Origin of the sequence: Margalitia sp. FSL K6-0131 (assembly GCF_038008735.1) — a bacterium.
Lineage (GTDB): Bacteria > Bacillota > Bacilli > Bacillales > Bacillaceae_C > Margalitia > Margalitia shackletonii.
The window spans coordinates 4,431,671-4,453,651 of the sequence record NZ_JBBOZS010000001.1 but is presented as its reverse complement, the minus strand read 5'-3'; the positions used below and the strand labels follow the sequence as shown (position 1 = coordinate 4,453,651).

Here is a 21,981-nt window from a genome sequence, read left to right as displayed (position 1 = left end):
AATAATTCAGATGAATAGATAGGCACAACAAGGGGGAAACAAAGTGGAAAAGGAAGAATTAAAGAGAGGCTTAAAATCGAGACATATTCAGATGATTGCGTTGGGTGGTACCATTGGTGTTGGTTTATTTATGGGTTCAGCAAGTACCATTCAATGGACGGGTCCATCTGTACTGCTTGCGTATATGCTGGCAGGAATTTTTATCTTTTTTATTATGAGGGCAATGGGAGAAATGTTATATGTGGAGCCAAGCACAGGTTCCTTCGCAACATTTGGTTATAAGTATATCCATCCGCTGGCAGGGTACTTAACGGCATGGAGCAACTGGTTTCAATGGGTAATTGTCGGTATGTCGGAAATTATTGCGGTTGGGACATACATGCAGTATTGGTTCCCTCATCTGCCCGCTTGGATTCCTGGGTTAGTTGCTTTTGTAATCCTTGGGGCAGCCAACCTTATTTCGGTTAAATCATTTGGTGAGTTTGAATTTTGGTTTTCTTTAATAAAAATCGTCACTATTTTAGTTATGATTGTTGCGGGGGTTGGACTCATTTTCTTCGGATTTGGCAATGGAGGAACCCCAACTGGGCTCGCAAATCTTTGGAAACATGGCGGCTTCTTTACAGGCGGCTGGTCAGGATTTTTCTTTGCTCTGTCACTTGTTATGGGGGCGTATCAGGGCGTTGAATTAATCGGGATTACAGCCGGAGAAGCAAAAGATCCACAAAAAACGTTAACAAAAGCGACCCAAAGCATTATTTGGCGGATTTTAATTTTTTATATCGGGGCCATCTTTGTGATTGTGACAGTTTATCCATGGAACCAGCTGAATTCAATTGGCAGTCCTTTCGTTGCCACATTTGCAAAGTTTGGAATTACTGCGGCAGCCGGTATTATTAACTTTGTTGTCATCACTTCGGCAATGTCCGGATGTAACAGCGGGATTTATAGTGCAGGCCGGATGCTTTACACATTGGGCGTAAATGGACAAGCACCAAAAATCTTTACAAAACTTTCTTCAAATGGAGTGCCCCTTTTAAGTACGATTGGTGTACTGATTGGTTTAGCAGTGGGAATTATTTTAAGTTATATTGCACCTAAAAATTTATTCGTCTACGTATATAGTGCCAGTGTACTTCCAGGGATGATTCCGTGGTTTGTTATTCTGATTAGCCAGATTCAATTCAGAAAAGCAAAAGGTGATAAAATGGCAAATCATCCATTTAAAATGCCTTTTACCCCAATTTCTAACTATCTGACTATCGTTTTTCTGGTTCTAGTATTAATAGCTATGTTGTTTAATAAAGATACCCGTGTATCGCTTATTGTGGGGATTGTTTTTCTGGCACTGGTTTCCATCAGTTATTACGCCTTTGGCATCGGAAAGCGTGTAGTAGGGAACGATTGAAACTAAAAAGGTCTTTTTTTAAATATCAATATTCTTACCGGGTACTTTCCTACAAAAACTGATTAGGGTTTATTTCGCTAAACCGTATTATAAGTAATTAAAGTTTTTAACAATTTTATAACAACAAGAAAAGCCTGTCCCTTCCAATAAACACGGTGGGGACAGTTTTTTTATTTAGTCTTTTTAAACCACAGGCTCTGCCTGTGTGCAAACGAAACTTGTAGAGTTGTATCAGAAAAAAACTCCAATCGTTATAATAGAAGATGGCCGTCAAACCAACTTCAAATAACGAGAGGAGTCCTGCTCATGTCGAGCGACAATAGTTTATCACATACAAGGTGGAATTGTAAGTACCAAATCGTATTTATTCCAAAGTATAGAAGAAAGATTGTGTACGGGAAATTAAGAAGAGATATAGGTGCCATATTAAGAAGATTGTGTGATATGAAGGATGTAGAAATTATCGAAGCGCATGCAATGCCAGACCATATACACATGTTAGTTAAAATCCCCCCAAAAATGTCCGTATCGTATTTTATGGGATATTTAAAAGGTAAAAGCTCTTTAATGATCCACGATAGGCATGCAAACTTAAAATATAATCATGGCAATCGTACATTCTGGGCAAAAGGCTATTATGTAAGTACGGTTGACTTAAACGAAAAGACAATAGCAAAATATATTCGAGAGCAAGAAGCAGAGGATCGTTTGCGAGACAACATGACCAAACGAGAATATGTTGATCCATTCAAAGATAAATAGGAAAGTAAACGGTTGACGGTCAATTCAGAGGTCCCTTTAGGGGCTTCGTTGGTAAAGTGCTCTTATAGGGCGAAACTAAAACCGCCGGTTCTACCGGCGGATACTTACTTAACAGTAACCAAAGATGGATATAATCAAAACTTCGTAAAACATTAATTGGGAAAATTGCTGGAAATACTCTAAGAAAAATAAATAATAGGTATGGGATTGTCACTAGTTCCAACTCTTTAAGTATAAGAGGATGTTGTTCAATGAAAAAAATCATTCCATTGTCATTTTAACTATAATAGAGAAATGGCAGAAAAAATGGACAATTAAGTTTGAACTGAACTTAAAACAGTGATTGTAACCGCCCGTATTTTATCGAATTTATTGGCAATATTCGGAGGAGTGACAACACTTTTCTAAAAAGTATTTGTCAAAATATTAGATAAACTATTGTTGACAAAATTAGGATTTCTTTTAAACTAAAAGTAGTTCCATCCCCAATAACTTCGACTAACAAAAATACTCATTTTTCCGTCCTTACTTATACCTGCTTCATGAAAACACTTCTTTTACTCTAACAAAAACTTTTCCTTCTCAGATTAATTTCCTTAAAAAAAACTAATTAATCCAAAAAATTTATTTAATATAGGAGATGATATTTCTGTGGCATCGATTATTTATGCGACAAAATGCCCGTGTTGTGGACGCTCAGCAATAGAGGATTATTATTACAAAACGGATGAACAATATACCTCTTGCATGCGTTGTGGTTATAATTATTCAAAAACAATTGAAAAATGTACGACTGAATGCCTTGAATACAAAGAGGAAAAGAATGATGGAAATGGTGTAGTAGTTTTAGAAAAAAAAGACGGAAGCCGTAAAAAAATATTGTTGGATAGTGCTGTTACGGATGAGCAATTGGAAAACGATAAAACATCCTTTTTGGCTGATAATATCGATCAGAATAAAAGCTACTTAGTTTTATTTAGAGACGGAGTTTTCACAGTTCTTTTAGGGAATCCCCCTGAAAAAATTCTATTTGTCCTTTAAAGAATATAAGGAAAAAATGTTTGCTAAGTATGGGGTTCCTGACTATGATTTCATGGTTCCTATTGAAGAATAGTTAGTTGATTTTAAAGGAAAATAAAAATTGTTTAGTCGAAATTATGATTTCAATCCGGCACATTATCATTCATATCAAATTTCCCCGAGTCAACCTTTGCATGGAAAGAATACAAAAGACATCATTTAGTAGAGCTATTCCCGAGAATCTCATATTGATATATAGGCTATAAAGGGTGCTGTAATAGACTAGACCATTGGAGAGGAGCAGGGATACTGTGGGATTTGAAGAAGAATACCAGGCTTTTTTGAATATTCACTTGCAGGCAAGAACCGGTGAAAGGTTGCGGCGCTTGCAAGAAGGTCACAATCAAGCTGAAAAGTTGTTTTTGAAGCAAGTGTGGTGGCCTTTATTTCACCATTTTCGATATCTTCATCCAGAATATGAAGTCGATGATTTCAAGGATGGCAAAAGGTATTTGGATTTTGCTTATATTCGACCCACCATCCAAATTTGCCTTGAAGTCGACGGGTATGGCCCACACCTAAGGAATATTAGCAGATGGCAATTTTCCGATAGCCTGGAACGTCAAAACCAGTTGGTGATTGATGGATGGACCGTGATCCGATTTTCATATGATCAAGTTAATGAGAAGCCTCGTCGATGCCAACAGATTGTTCAGCAAGTGATTGGCCAATGGCTGGGTGATGAACTGGATCAAACCTCTCTTTCCATTGTCGAAAAGGAAGTGCTGCGGCTAGCGATTCGAAAAGGAGAAGCCATATCCCCTGTTGAAGTCGAGAAATATTTGAAGCTAAGTGACAAGACAGTAAAAAAAGCACTTTCTCAACTAGTGGATAAAAAGATGCTGATTCCCGCATCTGGACTCAAAAGGATCCGCTCTTATCGATTGGGGGATCAGGTTAAAGGACCAATCTGAAAAATAGACGGAGAAATTCCGCTTATGTATTAATTAAAACAAAAAATATACTGAATAGACGGAGAAATTCCGCCTATTGACTCGGAAAACGCAAAAATGGCAGATTTTGCTTTACATAGTCGGAATTTCTCCGCTTATTTACTGCGAAATATGCTCCATTTTGCAGTTAGCCGGAAAATCTCCGCTTATTTTTTTCGCTAGTTAGTTAAAAGGAAGTGAGATGAACGGGTTTCGTTAATTTTCATTTCTGTTCTTTAATTTTACTAACCAAAATAACTCATAACAAATAAGTGCCTATCACCATCCGATATTTAAAATTTCGGGTAGTGGCACAACATCTATAGTGAGATTTAGAAAACAGGAATTGTATCAATCAATTGAAAAAGCTTTGATTCCAAAAAGGCGCGATCATCTCACGCCTATTAATCCATCTGTTCAGGAAGCAAACGTGCAGTATCCCCACGTGTTTCCTCGTTTTCAGTTCTGTTTTTAAAGGCTTCCCTGGTTACAAGGAATTCTTCGTCACCAAGCTCCTCTTTCGATGTTTTTTCTGCTGGTCCTGCATGTTTCGGAAAATCTCCGGGATGATTTTTATTTTTATGATTAAAATGTTTTCCTCGAGCCAAAATCGACACTCCTTTCATTTTCAACAGTAGCATTCCCGAAAAACAGCGAAATAATTACCGAAGGGTTTCAACAATTATTTGGGTGGAATGTGGGTTTGAAGGGTGTCTCAGAAGAATCTATTTTGGTAGGTGGCCAAGGTTTGATTATAGGGGATTCTTATTTTCCCAATATACTTAAAACAGGAATTATTGATATTGAGTACCAAACAATTGCAAAGAACACTGGTCGAATAGTATCATCAAAAGATATTATATAAAAATATTATTAGGAGGCTGCTATGCTTACTATTGGTTATATTGGAAATGGGAAAAGCACGAACAGATATCATCTGCCGTTCGTACTGCAAAGAGAGAATATCAAGGTGAAAACAATTTATCAAAGAAATCCTAAGAATGAAAGTTGGGATAGGATTGCAGGAGTAAATTATACTTCTGATTTAGATGAACTATTAAATGACAAGGACATTCAACTGATTGTAGTTTGCACAAGAACGGACAGTCATTATGAATACGCAAAATTAGTATTAGAACATAATAAACACTGTTTGGTTGAAAAGCCATTTATGGAAACCTCAGAACAGGCTAAAGAAATATTTGCTATGGCAAAAGAGAAAGGCTTAATTGTTCAAGCGTATCAAAATAGACGTTTCGATAGTGATTTTTTAACGGTTCAAAAGGTCATTGCAGAAGGGAAAATAGGGGACTTACTGGAAGTGGAAATGCATTATGATTATTATCGTCCCGAAGTACCAGAGTCTGTACATGAATTTAACCCGATTGAGTCGTTTTTGTATGGACATGCGTGCCATACACTGGATCAGGTCATCAGCTATTTTGGCAAGCCGGATCATATCCATTATGATGTAAGGCAATTATTGGGCCAAGGAAGAATGAATGATTATTTTGATTTAGATTTATATTATGGTGTGTTAAAAGTTTCTGTAAAATCCAGTTATTTTAGACTCAAAGAAAGACCTAGCTTTGTTGTTTACGGTAAAAAGGGATGCTTTGTGAAAGAAACAAAAGATCGCCAGGAAGAGCATTTAAAGTTATTTTACATGCCTGATAACAAAGATTTTGGGATTGATACAATAAAACATTATGGTGTACTGACATATATGGATGAAGAAGGTACAATCCACGAAGAAAAAGTGAAATCCGTAAATGGTGATTATGGAAGAGTATATGATGATTTATATGAAGCCATCATAAATGGTAAAGATAAAACCATTACTGACGAACAGACGCTGTTGCAAATGGAAATATTAGAAACTGGAGTTAAAAACTTGAAGTAGCATAGTTAAACATGAATGGGGAACCTCGACAAATGAAGGTTCCCCTAATACTATATACAAATCAACATTTAGATTTAACAAGCTTGTACTTGTCCCAAGTATTTTTTGCTTAAAATACTAAAACGACGTATAATCATTTTTATTATAGAAAGAAATGGAGCACATCAAATGGTTCAATCAATCAATACAAAAGTCGATTTAGTTATGGATGCAACTGCGCATACAGGTCTTACAGATTATGGTAAAATCATGATTGGAGACAAAGGATTTGAATTCTACAATAATCGTGATGCTCGTAAATTTATTCAAATTCCTTGGGAAGAAGTTGATTACGTAATCGCTTCTGTCATGTTTAAAGGGAAATGGATCCCACGTTTTGCTATCCAAACTAAGCGAAATGGGACGTATACATTTTCTTCTAAAGACACGAAAAAAGTGTTGCGGGCAATTCGTGAATACGTTGATCCGAATCATATGGTCCAATCATTAAGTTTCTTTGATGTTATCAAACGAAGCTTCAAGAAAAATATTAATAAGTAATAGATACAAGACAGGTTGGAACTTGTCTTTTTTTGTTAGGACAATTCCAACATCGCTAAAGATAAACGGTTACAAAATTAAAGTAATTTAATAGCATCCCTCTTGAAAGAGGAATATCCGGTGTGCTATAATCTCCTATGGTAGCTCAATAAAGTGTTGCAGAAAACATTGAAATAGATTTTATTTGATGCAGGAGCTGTTTATTTTACACATCATGTACAGCGCTTGCAAAATAAATTTAAATAGCCATTATTTTTTACGTGTTACTGATTCGATCAGGCATGAGTGAAAAGTATTGATTGGAATGAAGCGTAAGGGGCATTCTATACCCAAATCTTCATTTAATCGACTTTTTGCTCATGCCTTTTTTGTTGTTTTTGTTGAAACTGTAACCGCTTTAGATGAGCTGGAAAAATACAGCTGAGAAAATACCGTTGGAAATTTTTATCCTGTTAATTGGCTGTAACAATAATAATAGAGGAGGTAAAAAAGATGGTAGGAATTATCATTGCTAGTCACGGTGAATTTGCCAACGGCATCTTGCAATCCGGAGAGATGATCTTTGGAAAACAAGAAAATGTAAAAGCCGTTACATTGATGCCGAGCGAAGGACCTGACGATGTAAAGGCAAAAATGAAAGAAGCAATCGCCTCTTTCGACAACCAAGACGAAGTATTATTCTTAGTCGATCTTTGGGGTGGAACTCCTTTCAACCAAGCCAATAGCTTGTTTGAAGAACACAAAGACAAATGGGCAATCGTTGCTGGTATGAATTTACCAATGTTGATTGAAGCTTTTGCATCGCGCTTCTCCATGAACACAGCGCATGAAATTGCCGCGAATATTTTGAGTCCAGCTAAAGAAGGGGTTAAAGTAAGACCTGAAGAATTGGAACCCAAAACAGCATCTGCTACAGTTGCTGCCGGTCCATCGAATGCAGGAGCTCCTGGTAAATTTGAATACGTGTTAGCACGTATCGACTCACGACTTCTTCACGGACAAGTAGCGACTGCTTGGACAAAAGCTACACAGCCTACACGTATCATCGTGGTATCTGACGCAGTAGCTAAGGATGAACTTCGTAAGAAATTGATCCAACAGGCTGCTCCTCCAGGTGTAAAGGCACACGTTGTGCCTATCCATAAAATGATTGAACTTGCAAAAGATGACCAACACTTCGGCGGTCAGCGCGCGCTACTTCTTTTCGAAAACCCGCAAGATGCACTTAGAGCGGTTGAAGGCGGCGTTCCATTGAAGACAATTAACGTTGGTTCTATGGCACACTCACCTGGTAAAGTTCAACCAAATAAAGTGCTAGCCTTTAACCAAGATGATATTGATACTTTCGCTAAGTTAAAAGAACTTGGTTTGAACTTCGATGTACGTAAAGTTCCGAACGATTCAAAAGGCGACATGGCCGAAATTATCAAGAAGGCTCAAGAGGAGTTAAACAGACAAAAATAACCTGACTATCAGGAGAAAAGGGAGGATTCATCATCATGGATTTGAATGTAATTCAAATAATATTAGTCTTTATCGTAGCATTTTTAGCCGGTATGGAAGGAATTTTGGATGAATTCCAATTCCACCAACCACTCGTTGCTTGTACGTTAATCGGCTTAGTTACTGGAAACTTAGTACCATGTCTTATCTTAGGTGGTACTCTTCAACTGATCGCTTTAGGTTGGGCAAACATCGGAGCTGCCGTAGCACCGGATGCTGCGTTAGCATCAGTTGCCTCTGCCATTATTTTAGTTTTAGGTGGACAAGGTAAAGCTGGTGTGTCTTCGGCAATCGCGATCGCTGTTCCGCTAGCAGTTGCCGGCTTATTATTAACCATCATCGTTCGTACGATTGCAACTGGATTGGCGCATCTTATGGATGCTGCAGCAAAAGAAGGTAACATCGGAAAAGTTCAATTTTGGCACATCGTAGCTATCTGTTTGCAGGGGTTACGTATTGCCATCCCAGCGTTATTAATCGTAGCAATTGGTGCTGGCCCAGTTAGAGACTTACTCACCTCTATGCCAGCTTGGTTGACTGACGGTTTAGCAATCGGTGGGGGAATGGTCGTAGCAGTTGGTTATGCAATGGTTATTAACATGATGGCTACAAGAGAAGTATGGCCATTCTTTGCGATTGGTTTCGTATTAGCGACTGTTTCACAAATTACACTTATCGGTCTTGGTGCTATCGGTGTGGCTCTTGCACTTATCTATATAACCCTTTCCAAACGAGGCGGTTCAGGTAATGGCGGAAACGGAAACACTGGTGATCCATTAGGCGATATTATTGATAATTACTAAGAAGGGGGAGGACATAAAAATGGAAAAAGAATTGAGATTATCAAAAAAAGATCGTATTTCTGTTTGGTGGCGTTCCACTTTCATCCAAGGTTCTTGGAACTATGAACGTATGCAAAACGGCGGTTGGGCATTTTCAATGATTCCCGCAATCAAAAAATTATATAAAACAAAAGAAGATCGTGCTGCTGCACTAAAACGTCACTTAGAGTTCTTTAATACTCACCCATATGTTGCTTCACCTATTATTGGTGTAACTTTAGCGCTTGAAGAAGAACGTGCAAACGGTGCGCCGGTTGACGATACTGCCATTCAAGGGGTTAAAGTCGGTATGATGGGGCCTTTAGCAGGTATCGGGGATCCAGTTTTCTGGTTCACTGTTAGACCAATCCTAGGTGCGTTAGGGGCTTCTCTTGCGTTGACTGGTAACATCCTTGGGCCGATTATTTTCTTCGTTTTATGGAATCTGATTCGTATGGGATTCACTTGGTATACACAAGAATTTGGTTATAAAGCTGGTTCGAAAATTACGGACGACCTATCTGGAGGATTACTTCAAGATATTACGAAAGGTGCATCCATCCTGGGGATGTTCATCCTTGGTGCATTAGTTAACCGTTGGGTATCTGTAAAATTCACGCCAATTGTATCTTCCGTTAAACTTAGCAAAGGTGCTTATATTGACTGGGATAAACTGCCTTCTGGAGCGCAAGGAATTAAAACTGCGTTGGAACAGCAAGCTAGTGGTCTTTCATTAGAGCCTGTCAAAATAACTACTTTACAAAACAACTTGGATAGCTTAATTCCTGGTTTAGCTGGGTTGGCGATAACATTTTTATGCATGTGGTTGCTTAAGAAGAAAGTTTCTCCAATCGTAATGATTCTTGGGTTGTTCGTGGTTGGTATCGTCTTCCACTTAATACACTTAATGTAATATAATTTAGATTAGCACCTCCTGGTAGGATAAACCTATCGATTAAGGAGGTGCTTTTCATATGTCAAAACAAAATCTTACCATTGTCCCATATTGAAAAACATAAATACTTCTGCAAAATTTCCAGCAGTGTTTTCCCTGCCAATAATTTTTTTCACAAATTTAGGCAGGGACGAAGGGACAAGTATGTGATATGCCGATATCTAATGATCAGAGAGTTTCCAATAATATGTAGTAGAAACATGGACTGTATCTGTCCCTGTTATTTGTTAATATTAAAGGATATAGTAAGCAAAATATATTTTACTTTGATAAAAGTGCTTAAGCATGGTATAAGTGTAAAAGAAGCAGGGACATCTTTGCTTGATATTTTGGGGACAAGGGTTTGACCTGATGTCCCATAGTGAGAGGGATTGAAAATGAAAGATAATTTTTGGCGTGATTTACCACGACCATTTTTTATACTTGCACCAATGGAAGATGTAACGGATGTTGTTTTTCGCCATGTCGTGAGTATAGCAGCCAGACCTGATGTGTTTTTCACGGAGTTTACAAACACGGTGAGTTATTGTCATCCTGAGGGGAACCAGAGTGTGCGTGGGCGTTTAACTTTTACAGAAGATGAACAACCGATGGTGGCACATATATGGGGGGATCAACCCGAATATTTTAAGCAAACGAGTATTGGTGTGGCGAAACTTGGATTTCGAGGTGTGGATATCAATATGGGCTGTCCTGTGCACAATGTGGCAGCCAAAGGGAAGGGAAGCGGCCTTATCCTCCGTCCAGAAGTCGCTGCGGAAATCATACAAGCAGCAAAAGCTGGGGGATTGCCTGTAAGTGTGAAGACAAGGCTTGGTTACACGTATGTAGATGAATGGCGGGACTGGCTAACACATATATTGAAACAAGACATCGCTAATCTTTCTATTCATCTGCGTACAAGAAAGGAAATGAGCAAAGTAGATGCTCATTGGGAGCTGATTCCGGAGATTAAGAAACTTCGTGATCAGGTGGCACCAGATACACTTTTAACGATCAATGGGGATATTCCGGACCGTAAAACTGGCTTGAAGCTTGCTCATGAATATGGTGTCGATGGAATTATGATTGGGCGTGGTATTTTTACAAATCCATTTGCCTTTGAAAAAGAGCCGAAAGAACATAGCAGTGAGGAATTGCTGGATCTCTTAAGATTGCAGCTTGATCTTCATGATAAATATTCAAAAGAATTTGAGCCGCGTCCATTCAAACACCTTCTTCGCTTTTTTAAGATATATGTCAAAGGGTTTCGAGGTGCGAGTGAATTAAGAAATCAATTGATGGGCACAAAATCAACAGATGAAGTGCGTGCAATGCTTGATAACTTTAAAGAATGTTGACGGGACAAGGGGTCGGGAGGACATTTCAAGAAAAGAGCAAAGTGACTGTTAAAACTTTCTCTTTTCCTGTTTAATTGCTGTATTTTTTTAAAATTAGCAAAAGCAAGAGAGGAGGACACAAGAGTTCTTTCTCTCTTTTCTTTTTTCCTCTATTCTTTCGCAAAACTATTTCTAAAATCCCAAACTTGTCCTATTTTGAGGAGCTGAATCCTGGTCCTTCATTGATTTTTATCTCCCCTTTAGCTAAGGTTTAATTAGCTAAGACCTAATCGCGGTGTATTTCAGTGTTGTGCAACCAGATTTGATGATTATATGTGATTTAGATGACCATTTGGATGAGAGGGACTATTACACGGGTGTACCAGCTCTTGTTGTGGAAGTGTTATCAGAAAGTACGCGAAGTAAAGATATCGTGAAAAAATTGGATCTGTACATGGAATCCGGTGTCAGTGAATATTGGATTGTCAATCCATTTAATAAGGAGATTACTATTTATCACTTCGAGCATTGTGATGTGAAAAGTGTCAGCACCTATAAACAGAATGAAACTGCACCGTCCTCCTATTTCGACGAACTTGAAATAGAAATGAATCGGATTTTTAAGTAGATAGATATATAGGGACGGATCCCATATTTCTTTTTTTGGAAACATGAGATCCGTCCTTATTGTTTCTTGAAAGTTCATAAAAGTTAATAAATAGGGGACTTCCAGTATTGCCAGTAACTTCCTCCTTCTATATCATAGTGTATAAAGAATATGCAAATAAGGGGGGAGGAAATTTATGATCACAGCAAAAATGGAATCCAATTCAATCACTTTGATAAGAGAAAAAAACGTGGAATCCGCCGTCGATTGGTTCAATCAGCATAAACAATCGTTCTATATTCTAGGTTGGTGTTATTTTAGGAATCAGCATCAAATAGAAGAGCTTTTTTACCGGTCCATTATAAAAGTGAACGAGGAGTTGCCTCGATTTAAAAATAAAACATCATACGAAACATGGATTACGTCCATTTTTATACAAACCAGCCGGGAGCTTTCGGATGATAGAAGTTTACAAGTTTCGGAGGAAAGTGAACTACATAAGGATTTATTTAAAGCACTTAATCCGTTGAAACAGCTTGAAAAAGAAGCGGTTATTCTTACATATATATTAGGAATTTCTAAGCAAGAAACTGCACATCTTCTTAAGATTTCCGTGGAAGAGTTAAAAGATCATTTGTTTTCCGGAATCCAGTCATTAAAAAAAGGAATGGGGTATGAGTCAAGCTTTAATGGCTGTAAAGAATATCATAAGAATTACATCGATTACTTAGAAAAAACTCTGGATCGGTCGAAAAAGATTGATTTAGAGAAACATATTTACCATTGTCAAGAATGTCAGGATGATTTAAGTACCTTTCAGGATGTCATGTTAACCATGTTAAATTTTACTGAAAGGATGGACTACGTGCCATCTGGTTTTATGGAGAATGTCAAAGATAGGCTGGCAGAAAAGGAAAAGCATAGACAACGGAAGAGTAAAAAACGTAAAAAAATAGGACTTGTTTTTGCTAGTGTTTTCGTATTAGTAATGAGTATAGGGTTTTTTACAGGCTCGTTTACTGACCTCTACTATACATGGACAATAAAAGATCAGCAATTACGAGTCCTTTTGCAACACAACCTGGGTGAAAAGCTGAACTTGGTAGCGGAAAGTAATGGGGTAAAAATTAGAATTACAGGTGCGATTGCCGATGATGTTCAGACACTTGTATTTTATGAAATAGAAGATACAGCTGATGATAATCAATATGTGATAGGTTATGATGACGATGGTGTTGTTGTGGAGAACAAAAGTGAAATCATGAGTCCTGAAACATATCCAAGGTACCATCCTCCTGACCTTAAATCGGATATAAACAATAAGGAAAAGAACGTGTATCACGGAAAGATGAGTCTGCAGCCGCTGACAAAGGATAAAGGGACCATCAAACTTACGATCACAAAACTTCAGAAAATTGTTCGTGATTCCTCTGACCGTAAACGTATTATTCCTTATGAGGACACGGGATATGAAACAGGGGAGTGGAACTTCGATATACCTGTAACAAAAAGTCCCTCTAAAGAATATGCATTGGCTGGAAAAACAAAAGTCGAGGGGGTGCCGGTTCGGTTTGAGAAACTAACCATTGCTCCAACGGCAACAATTTTGCAATTAGATGTTAATAATGGCCAGCCACAAAAGCGGATAGATTTTCTTAATGTTGATAATCTAGAAGTGAACAATAAAAAAGTGAAAACTGATATATATGGCAGCTCTTTTGCAAGTAATTACATGGATTGGAGTACTTTTCAGATACTCTTTGATCCACTTTTTGGAGAAAAACCAAAAGAGATTAACGTTCAATTCAATTCTGTTCATTTAACGATACAAGACGAAAAAACCATCAAATTGGATGCTTCAAAAGGTTATCCTCAGACCTTTGAATATGCTGGCAGCACCATTTCAATCGACAAGGTGGAAGTTGGACAGCCTGCCAATGTTGTGATAAGCAATCGTGAAATCAAGAATCGAGCATATGATTCACTTCAATTGGAGGTTGTGGGGAATGAGGAAAATGAGATTAATTCAAGAGAGATGAATTCTGAAGGGGTACTCATTGATAAAAACGGGGTCGAATATGATATAAATGATGTCTCTACTGTTTATGAGGAAATCGAGCAGCCTCGCTATTTGGCTACTGTTCAAAACATAATGTTGGAAAGTAACAACACTGGAGAGAAGGTAATTCCTAAAAAACTGGTGATTCATGGATATAATACAACAAAATATTTAGATGATGTTGTGAAGCTTTCGTTGAAACATAATTGAATTAAAAAATTCACCGGTGCCACATATTAACTGGACATTTTTAAGGCGCAATTATGATCATATCTTAACCCCCGATTACCGGGGGTCTTGATTTTTTATTCGGTAGCGACACCAAGCTTATCAAGAATAAATGCATAGCAAGCGGCAGCTTCCTTTAAGTGGTTGAAACGACCTGATGCGCCGAAATGCCCCGCACCCATATTCGTTTTGAGTACAAGGACATTGTCATCAGTTTTTACGGCTCTAAGACGTGCAACCCATTTTGCTGGTTCCCAATAAGCGACCCTTGGATCGTTCAAACCGGTTGTGACATACATATGCGGATAGTCTTTCGCTTCTACATTGTCGTAAGGGCTATATGACTTCATATAGAAATAGTCGTCCTGGTTTTGAGGATTGCCCCATTCATCCCATTCAAGGGTGGTAAGGGGAATCGTGGCATCGAGCATTGTCGTGACTACATCGACGAACGGTACTGCCGGAACAATGACCTGAAACAGTTCACCGGCCATGTTGGCCACTGCGCCGACTAGCAAACCTCCCGCACTGCCTCCGCGGGCAGCCATTTTACTTGAGGTTGTGTAGCCCTGCTCAATAAGATATTTCGCTGCAGCGATAAAATCGGTGAATGTGTTTCTTTTATTCTGCATTTTTCCGTCTTCATACCACCTGCGTCCCATTTCGGAACCGCCACGCACTTGTACAGTAACCCATATAATTCCTTTTTCCAATAACGGAATACGATACGGGTCAAAATGTGGATCGCTGTTTGCTCCATACGATCCATACGCGTACAAAATCAACGGCGCAGGCCCAGACCTTAGTGCTCCTTCCTGATAGACGATGTTCATCGGCACTTTGACTCCATCCTCGGCTATCGCCCACAACTGCTCTTGACGAAAACGGGAACGATCATATTCTCCGCTGACAGGAGCAACTTGCAAAAGTTGCTTCTCTCCAGTAAGGAGATTTAGCCCGTAAGTTGTTTTTGGTGTGAGCAAGGATTCATATTGGATTAATACTTCCGCTGTCTCATAGCTTTGATCGGATAAAATCGACACGGTGTAAAGAGGTTCATCCCATTCAATTCGCTGTAACTCTCCTTCACGAAGTACCCAGATTTGCGTCAACCCGTTCTCGCGTCCAAAGATAAGCAATGCATCTCGAAAAGGGTACATGGCTTGAAGATAGCGATCTTCGTTATACGGGGCGACTTTTACCCGTGAATCGAGGTCACCTAGAGGGCAACGGAGTAACTGAAAGTTCGGTGCCCCTTCGTTTGTCAGGATGAGCAGTTCATCTCCCCAATGCTCGACATCATATTCTATTCCCTCTCGCCGTCCATCTAATAGCTGTAAAGGTGATAACGGGGAATCAGCATCTATCATGCGAATCTCGCTCGTCGTTTTCGATCTTGAATGTACAAAAATAAATTTACCACTTAATGATTTATACATACTTAAGGTAAAAGTAATATCTTTTTCTTCAAAAATCAGCTGATCATTTTCCACATCACTGCCTAAACGATGGCGCCACAACTGGTATGGGCGTTGACTTTCATCAACGGTAATGTAAAAAATGTATTCCCCGCACCTGCTCCATTCCATACTGCCATATAAAAAGACATCTGGAATTCGGTCGGACAGAAGCTCGCCAGTTTTCATGTCCTTGATATGGATGGTATATCGGTCCGTGCCATCCCGATTCTCCAAATAAGCGAGGCGGTTATGATCGGTACTCATACGCTGCATCGTTACGCTTAAATATTCACCATCTTTGGCTAGTTCATTTAGATCAAGCACCACTTCCTCTGGCACTTTTGGCAAAAGATTTCGGCTTGTCGCCTGCTTACGTGCATAGATTGGATATTGCTTGTTTTTGTCCAAACGGGAATAGTAGAAGTATGGTCCATGCTGCACCGGCACTTTCACTTCTGAATCGGGAACACGGTCAAGCATGCTTTGATAAATTAGTTCGGTTTGTTTCTCCAATGGGCGCATGATTTCATCGTAATACCGATTTTCTTCCTCTAAATAATGGATGACCTCCGGATTGGTGCGATCCCTCAGCCAATAAAAGTCGTCTTCGCGTACATCGCCATGCAATTCATGGGGATGAGGAATGCGTTTTGCTATAGGTGGTTTCATAAAATCCTCCTTTCGTTATAGGTAATATTTCGTGAAATGGTAGGTGAATTCCTCTTTTTTCGACTTAATACTATTGGTGAGTAGAAAATGAAACTTCATTAGTAATTACAGCTGAAAAAATGTAAGCGAGTTTTTGTTTCCGAGACTGAGAGTTTAGGGAACCTGATAAATGGTCTTGCAACTTTTTCTTTTGTGTGCTGGCATAGGCACTCTGCCAAACCAACTATCATTCTACCTTTTATACTCAAGATTAAATAGCAAAGATACCCAATTTCTATTATTAGGTTTTATGAACAATAACAATAGAATATCCTATTTATTTAACAACATATTATTAATGTCATTCTACCTATTACAGCACGTTTAATAGGATTTTATTGCTATTATTTCAAGAGATTAAAATATTTCAAAGTATTCATGTAAATTATTTCCCTATTATTAAACGTTACTGTTTCTGAACAAAAAGAGAAATAAGATTACGTAAAAAACGGTAATAAAACAGGGCGCTATCCATAAAGTCAGGAAAACTTACTTTATGGATAGCACCTTTTTCTTTTTGTATTGCTTCAATAATTTTCATGTGTATAAAACCTGTTTCAAAAATAACTCCTGCTTTTAGCACTTTGTTGTAGCCGTCTTTGCATGGTTCGTAGTAATGAGTTGGTTTTAGATGCAGGAGTATTTTCAACATTTTTATTTATATTAATAGATAAAGGGATTACAAATAAACTTGCTGCTGTTAGTGAACTAATAATTACTTTTTTCATTATATGCAAATAGGGATATTTTCCTATGTTATAATCTTATTTTACCATTTAATGCTAGAAACATTGCAAATTTTTAATAGTTTTATAAAATAAAAATATGTAAGATCTTACTAATTTCATCCAAAAGGAGGAAAATATATGTCAGCTATATCCAAAAAACTGTATTCTCATCTTTACTTTTAATGTTATCTTTTGCGTTGTTGATTACATTTACTCTTCCATCTTTCGCTAGTGCAAAAGAAATAAATGATGCTGCAAAGCAAGTGAACGAACTTGATCAAACAACACTTGATCATATCAATGAAGCGTTTCATACAGCAATTGTTGAAAAAAATGGTAAATATATCTTAGATACTGAAAAAGCAAAAGAAGCTGGTTTAACGGAAAAACAAATATCTAATCTTGAAGAAGCTGTTAAAATAGCACCACAAAATGAATTAAAGTCGTTAGTAAATGGGGCAGAAATTCAAAATCCAAATACTGTTGTTACGTTTGCGGCAGGCCAAGATGATCCATGGGGACCAGTGAAATATATTTTATATACAATGATAGGGGTAACATTGGCTGAAACTCTTATTGCTGACGCATATCATGCTGGGATGAAAGCAGCATGCCATAAATTAGGAAAAAATCATCCAAGTGTTAAAAAAGCATGTTCATTTATTGGTTATTGGTAAAAAATAAACAGGAGGACGAAAATAGTTCTCCTGTTTATTTTTTTTTATGTCTTTCCTTATATTTTTCTAAAAAAGCATTTAGTTCAGGGCTAAAATATTTAACACCTTTTAAAATCAACCAAATAGCAATAGAAAAACCAATTATAAAATATAAAATAACAAGCAATATAGCCATTTAAAAACCTTCTTTCATAGAGTAATAGCTTCTAAAAGTTTTGTTTTTTAAAAAAACATATCATGATAGCCGTTAGATATTCTTAAAATAATTCCAATAGTTATTAACACAGCTAACAATAATAAACTAAGAACTAATTTAGTCTTTTCTGAGATATTTTTAAACATTATTACCACACCTTTATAGTTTTATAATAAATATCTAATCTAAGAATCGTGAGTTCTTAATATTGATTTTAAAATGGCTTTATTGATCATTATAAAAAGGCTTATTTATACATAAAATTATAAATCTTTGTTAAGCTCTTTTCCTCGATTATTCATACATGAATAATCGAGGAAAAGACAGATATAGTAGTAAGTACTATTGCTCCCGGCTATAATCACCGGGATTATTATTTGGTAGTTCAAAATTTTAGGTTGCTGTAATAGGTTTAACAATATGTTTTTGGATAGCCGCATCATTAATCAATTTTATAAAAAAAAAGCAGAACCAGAGAAAAAAGTAATATGTTTTTTTTATAATATGGCTTGATATAAATGTCAATTATTGAAAACGCTAAAATGCTTAAGGAGCTGAGTAGTCTCTTCTTGAGTGATTCCGATATACCTGAGCGTTACAGAAGGCTGGGAATGATTTAAAATCCCCTGCAACATGGCCACATCTTTCGTCGCTTTATAAAACCAATGCCCGAATGTTTTTCGTAACCTTTGGTTTCCAACATGCTCTACTCCAGCAAATTCAGCAACGTTATTCAGCTGCCGTAACGGGCCCAAATCCTTTCCTTGAAGGAAACAGCCCCTCACTTTCAAGCGCAGCTGCATATTCATAGATCTCATCAAAACAATTCCCTATGTAGATATCCCGGATTTTCTGGGTCTTTCCTTCTTTAACACCCAGGACCTTTTCTCTTTCTTTTTTCAACTTCCGTATCGTTTCAGATTTCAATTTAAGCATGTCTCCAACGCGAAGCCCTGTTTTTTCACATCCTAAAATAAATAAAACATAATCTCGAGGCAAGCAGTGACGTTTCAGAGCCCACTTCATCGAAGTTAATTGTTCCTGGTACGAATAGGCTGTACATTTTTTTATGGATTCATGATCCATTCTCCTTTATAAATTCACGGTTTTGAATGTATAATTTTTTAATTTGTTTTAAGGATAAAGGAAGAATAAAGAAGAGGTCAATAAAAACAACTAAATGAAAGCATGATTTTAATCAAAAACATACGTTCAGGTTAGACATAGTCGTTTTAGCGATAACTGTTATAAAAAAGGTGATAAACCAAACTCCTCATACACAACTCATATGATAGAGTGATAGACGACTAGTGGAGTCAAGGGCCTACGTTTGTCTCGTAAATCAGTATTCAAACGTCTCGAAATAGAGAAAATACTAGTTAGGAATAATAATTTTGGTAAATGCCTAACTTTAATCCATGTAAATCATGATTAATGGTCGTTAAAAAGTCTTCCATTTGCCAGCCTCCATTTCGAGAACGGGATACTCGTTCTCTTCTATTCTACCCCAAGTTTTAAAAATTCCAATTATATGGATTTACGTTATTCTATGAGTCTAATTATTGTATGATAGAGTATGAACTTATGAGCGAAAGAAGTAAGGACAATGTCCTAATAAGAATAGATATAGGTATAACTACTTTTCTTATAAGTAGTAAATGACAAGGTGAAGCAAATGACAACAACGAAAACGTATATAAAAGAATGGCAGAACGCACTGCAACATGAGATTAATCACTTAAAAAAATTTGGCGGAAGCCGCTATTCTGTTACAAATGGAAGGCTGTTATCAAATGACGGCCCTTATAGCTATTATTTTGATACAGCTATCTCATTAAGGATACCGGTTGGTTCATCCATAAAATTGGAATGGGGAACGATGAAAAGTAGTGGAAAGATACTTTCCTCAGAAGGCAGGGGAGTTATTCTTGAGTTAGAACAAAACTTTGGCGATCTCATCCCGGATGCAAATCTGCTGCATGACCCTTGGGAATTGCTAGAACAATTAATAGAGCGCTTGGATGAAATCAAGAAAAGCAAACAAAAGCGGCTGCGAGTGAAGAGATTGATGAATCCTTCCATGGAAACTAAACATCCTAAGGCGAAGATCAAGAGTAATGTCCATGAATTGATTTTGAGGTCTAAATACAATCCTGCCACGTTCGTCTGGGGGCCTCCAGGTACCGGAAAGACCTACACCTTGGCAAGAACTGCAGCAAACAAATATTTTCAGAAGAAAAAAGTGTTGATTTTATCGCATAGCAATCAAGCTGTCGACGTTTTGATGGGTGAACTGACAGATTTTATTAAAAAGAAAAAAAGATTCCGAGAAGGGGATGTGCTCCGCTACGGCGGAAACATCGGGGAAACGTTATCTGCCCATCACGAAATTACCGCAAATCTGCTTATTGAAAAGCAGGACCCCCTACTTGCACAGGATAGAGAGAGACTAGGTGAAGAAAGACGTCACTTAAAGCAAGACTTGGCCAATTCTTTCAGTAAACGAGATTCGGAACATCTGCTGGAACTAGAAACAAAGTTTTCTAGGATACTGGAAAAAATTCGGAAGAAAGAAGTCCAATTAGTTAAAGATGCGTTCATAGTAGGAACGACGCTGGCAAAGGCGGCAAGTGACAGCGCTGTTTATGAACCGGATTATGACATCGTCATCCTCGATGAAGCAAGTATGGCCTATGTGCCACAGGCAGCTTTTGCCGCGGCCTTAGGAAAGCGGGTCATTATTTGCGGTGACTTCAAGCAATTGCCTCCGATTGCTTCAAGCAGGAATCCGCTTGTTTCCGAATGGCTAAAAGAGGATGTGTTCCATAAGGCAGGTGTGGTGGAATGGTTGAATGAAGGGAAGCTTCACCCTCAGCTCTTTTTATTAAAAGAACAGCGGAGGATGCACCCGGATATTTCAGCTTTTACCAATCGATACATCTACCATTCTCTTGTTGGAGATCACGAAAGTGTTTCTAAAAGCAGAAATAGCGTTACTCGTCTCGCTCCTTTTAAAGATCAAGCTGCTGTGCTTATAGATACAAGTTTCACGGGCTTGCATTGTGTAAGTGATAAAACAACTAATTCCAGATTTAATCTATGGCAACTATTGCTGTCTTTTCAATTGATTCATGAGTCATATTTGGGTGGGGCAAAATCAATTGGGTATGTGACACCTTACCGTGCACAGGCGAATCTTATGGAAATGCTTCTTGAGGAGATATATGAGAAAGAGCGCAGCGGGGCGGATATTATTGCTGCTACTGTCCACCGATTCCAGGGGAGTGAACGGGATGTGATGATATTTGATACGGTCGATAGTACCCCGCAAGATCGAGCCGGTATGCTAGTCACCGGCAAGGACAGTGAACGATTGATTAACGTAGCGATTACGAGAACGAAAGGGAAATTTCTGCACGTTAGCAACAGAAATTTTATCGAAAGCCACCTATATAAAGGAAAAACACTTCGAAAACTTGTTGACCATCAGGTTCGGAACAAACAAACGGTCACAACGAAAGAAATAGGTTCATGGATTCGAAATCAACACCAAAAATTAAGGTGGATTCATGCGCGAAAAGTGGAAGCGGTTTTTCAAGACCTGAGATCGGCAACGTCATCGATTACCATCTCCCTTCCAGAGGGTACCAAGTTATCCGAAGAATGGAATAGACAGTTAATAAATAGAGGAAAACAAATTAAATTGACCGTTATTTCCAATCAAAAGTGGAGAAGCTGTGATGTCTGGATTGACCAAAGATTTCCGTTTCCTTTTGTGATTATTGACGATAAAATTTTATGGCTGGGACTTCCGCTCGAAGGCGCAAAAGGAGTACAGCCCCCTTTTGTGGCAGCTAGACTTCGTTCGAATAACGTATGTGAATATTTATTAAAACAGATTTAGCTAAGTGGTTTTCCGATAAAGTATTTTAATGTGTCATCATTATAAAAACAGCAATTATTAGCTTTGATTTAATAGTATTAAATATTTCCAAACTGAGTGCTACGGCATTTCAGGAAATATCCTAAATGACCCAAAATTAGGAATTTGAATTCGTTTGCAGAAAAGAAAGTATAAGAATAAAAAGTATGTTA

Annotated in this window: 18 protein-coding genes and 1 pseudogene; 15 read left to right on the top strand and 4 right to left on the bottom strand. The window is 37.9% G+C overall.

Features of this window, described 5'->3' with window-relative positions; all coding sequences use genetic code 11:
* Positions 1–43 precede the first annotated feature (43 nt).
* The 4 genes from NSQ59_RS21805 to NSQ59_RS21790 all read left to right on the top strand — a co-directional run bounded on the left by NSQ59_RS21805 (position 44) and on the right by NSQ59_RS21790 (position 4,164).
* On the top strand, positions 44–1,408 hold the full coding sequence (locus tag NSQ59_RS21805) for an amino acid permease (RefSeq protein ID WP_083489525.1): 1,365 nt from the start codon (positions 44–46) through the stop codon (positions 1,406–1,408).
* A 306-nt stretch (positions 1,409–1,714) separates the two neighbouring features.
* Positions 1,715–2,170 carry an IS200/IS605 family transposase gene (gene tnpA / locus NSQ59_RS21800; protein WP_340832746.1) on the top strand — a complete coding sequence of 152 codons (456 nt, stop codon included), beginning with the start codon at positions 1,715–1,717 and terminating at the stop codon, positions 2,168–2,170.
* Positions 2,171–2,821: 651 nt separating this feature from the next.
* Entirely contained in the window at positions 2,822–3,211 is a 390-nt protein-coding gene (locus NSQ59_RS21795; protein WP_340832745.1) for a hypothetical protein, read from the top strand.
* A 290-nt stretch (positions 3,212–3,501) separates the two neighbouring features.
* A complete protein-coding gene (locus NSQ59_RS21790; RefSeq protein ID WP_340832744.1) occupies positions 3,502–4,164 on the top strand; it encodes a DNA-binding response regulator in 663 nt (220 codons plus the stop codon).
* Between the two features lie 422 nt (positions 4,165–4,586).
* Here the strand turns inward: NSQ59_RS21790 and NSQ59_RS21785 are convergent, their stop codons facing one another.
* Positions 4,587–4,799: a hypothetical protein gene (locus NSQ59_RS21785; protein ID WP_244885910.1), complete on the bottom strand. Its 213-nt coding sequence runs from the start codon at positions 4,797–4,799 to the stop codon at positions 4,587–4,589.
* Between the two features lie 86 nt (positions 4,800–4,885).
* Between NSQ59_RS21785 and NSQ59_RS21780 the strand changes: the two genes are divergently transcribed.
* From NSQ59_RS21780 to NSQ59_RS21735, 9 genes are all read left to right on the top strand, one after another.
* Positions 4,886–5,047 (top strand): hypothetical protein, encoded by a 162-nt coding sequence (locus tag NSQ59_RS21780; protein ID WP_340832743.1) that lies wholly within the window; start codon positions 4,886–4,888, stop codon positions 5,045–5,047.
* Positions 5,048–5,068: 21 nt separating this feature from the next.
* Positions 5,069–6,085 carry an oxidoreductase gene (locus tag NSQ59_RS21775; protein WP_055742165.1) on the top strand — a complete coding sequence of 339 codons (1,017 nt, stop codon included), beginning with the start codon at positions 5,069–5,071 and terminating at the stop codon, positions 6,083–6,085.
* Between the two features lie 168 nt (positions 6,086–6,253).
* Positions 6,254–6,625: a DUF956 family protein gene (locus NSQ59_RS21770; protein WP_055742164.1), complete on the top strand. Its 372-nt coding sequence runs from the start codon at positions 6,254–6,256 to the stop codon at positions 6,623–6,625.
* A gap of 492 nt (positions 6,626–7,117) precedes the next feature.
* Entirely contained in the window at positions 7,118–8,089 is a 972-nt protein-coding gene (locus NSQ59_RS21760; protein WP_055742163.1) for a mannose/fructose/sorbose PTS transporter subunit IIA, read from the top strand.
* A 35-nt stretch (positions 8,090–8,124) separates the two neighbouring features.
* The gene (locus NSQ59_RS21755; RefSeq protein WP_126648697.1) at positions 8,125–8,931 is read left to right on the top strand and encodes a PTS mannose/fructose/sorbose transporter subunit IIC; all 807 of its coding nucleotides are present in this window, start codon (positions 8,125–8,127) and stop codon (positions 8,929–8,931) included.
* 19 nt (positions 8,932–8,950) lie between these two features.
* Entirely contained in the window at positions 8,951–9,862 is a 912-nt protein-coding gene (locus NSQ59_RS21750) for a PTS system mannose/fructose/sorbose family transporter subunit IID (RefSeq protein ID WP_055742161.1), read from the top strand.
* Positions 9,863–10,281: 419 nt separating this feature from the next.
* A complete protein-coding gene (locus tag NSQ59_RS21745) occupies positions 10,282–11,244 on the top strand; it encodes a tRNA dihydrouridine synthase (protein ID WP_340832742.1) in 963 nt (320 codons plus the stop codon).
* Between the two features lie 289 nt (positions 11,245–11,533).
* A complete protein-coding gene (locus tag NSQ59_RS21740; RefSeq protein WP_340832741.1) occupies positions 11,534–11,851 on the top strand; it encodes a Uma2 family endonuclease in 318 nt (105 codons plus the stop codon).
* A gap of 175 nt (positions 11,852–12,026) precedes the next feature.
* A complete protein-coding gene (locus tag NSQ59_RS21735) occupies positions 12,027–14,099 on the top strand; it encodes a DUF4179 domain-containing protein (RefSeq protein WP_340832740.1) in 2,073 nt (690 codons plus the stop codon).
* A 95-nt stretch (positions 14,100–14,194) separates the two neighbouring features.
* Here NSQ59_RS21735 and NSQ59_RS21730 read toward each other — a convergent pair whose 3' ends face one another.
* Positions 14,195–16,246 (bottom strand): S9 family peptidase, encoded by a 2,052-nt coding sequence (locus NSQ59_RS21730; RefSeq protein ID WP_340832739.1) that lies wholly within the window; start codon positions 16,244–16,246, stop codon positions 14,195–14,197.
* Positions 16,247–17,210: 964 nt separating this feature from the next.
* Here NSQ59_RS21730 and NSQ59_RS21725 point away from each other — a divergent pair.
* Positions 17,211–17,690 carry a hypothetical protein gene (locus NSQ59_RS21725; RefSeq protein ID WP_340832738.1) on the top strand — a complete coding sequence of 160 codons (480 nt, stop codon included), beginning with the start codon at positions 17,211–17,213 and terminating at the stop codon, positions 17,688–17,690.
* Positions 17,691–17,724: 34 nt separating this feature from the next.
* Here the strand turns inward: NSQ59_RS21725 and NSQ59_RS21720 are convergent, their stop codons facing one another.
* Both NSQ59_RS21720 and NSQ59_RS21715 read right to left on the bottom strand, forming a co-directional pair.
* Complete coding sequence (locus tag NSQ59_RS21720) at positions 17,725–17,865, bottom strand: hypothetical protein (RefSeq protein ID WP_183102025.1); 141 nt, start codon at positions 17,863–17,865, stop codon at positions 17,725–17,727.
* Between the two features lie 542 nt (positions 17,866–18,407).
* A pseudogene (locus tag NSQ59_RS21715) lies at positions 18,408–18,938 on the bottom strand (tyrosine-type recombinase/integrase).
* A gap of 623 nt (positions 18,939–19,561) precedes the next feature.
* Here NSQ59_RS21715 and NSQ59_RS21710 point away from each other — a divergent pair.
* Complete coding sequence (locus tag NSQ59_RS21710) at positions 19,562–21,790, top strand: AAA domain-containing protein (protein ID WP_055742155.1); 2,229 nt, start codon at positions 19,562–19,564, stop codon at positions 21,788–21,790.
* Positions 21,791–21,981 lie beyond the last annotated feature (191 nt).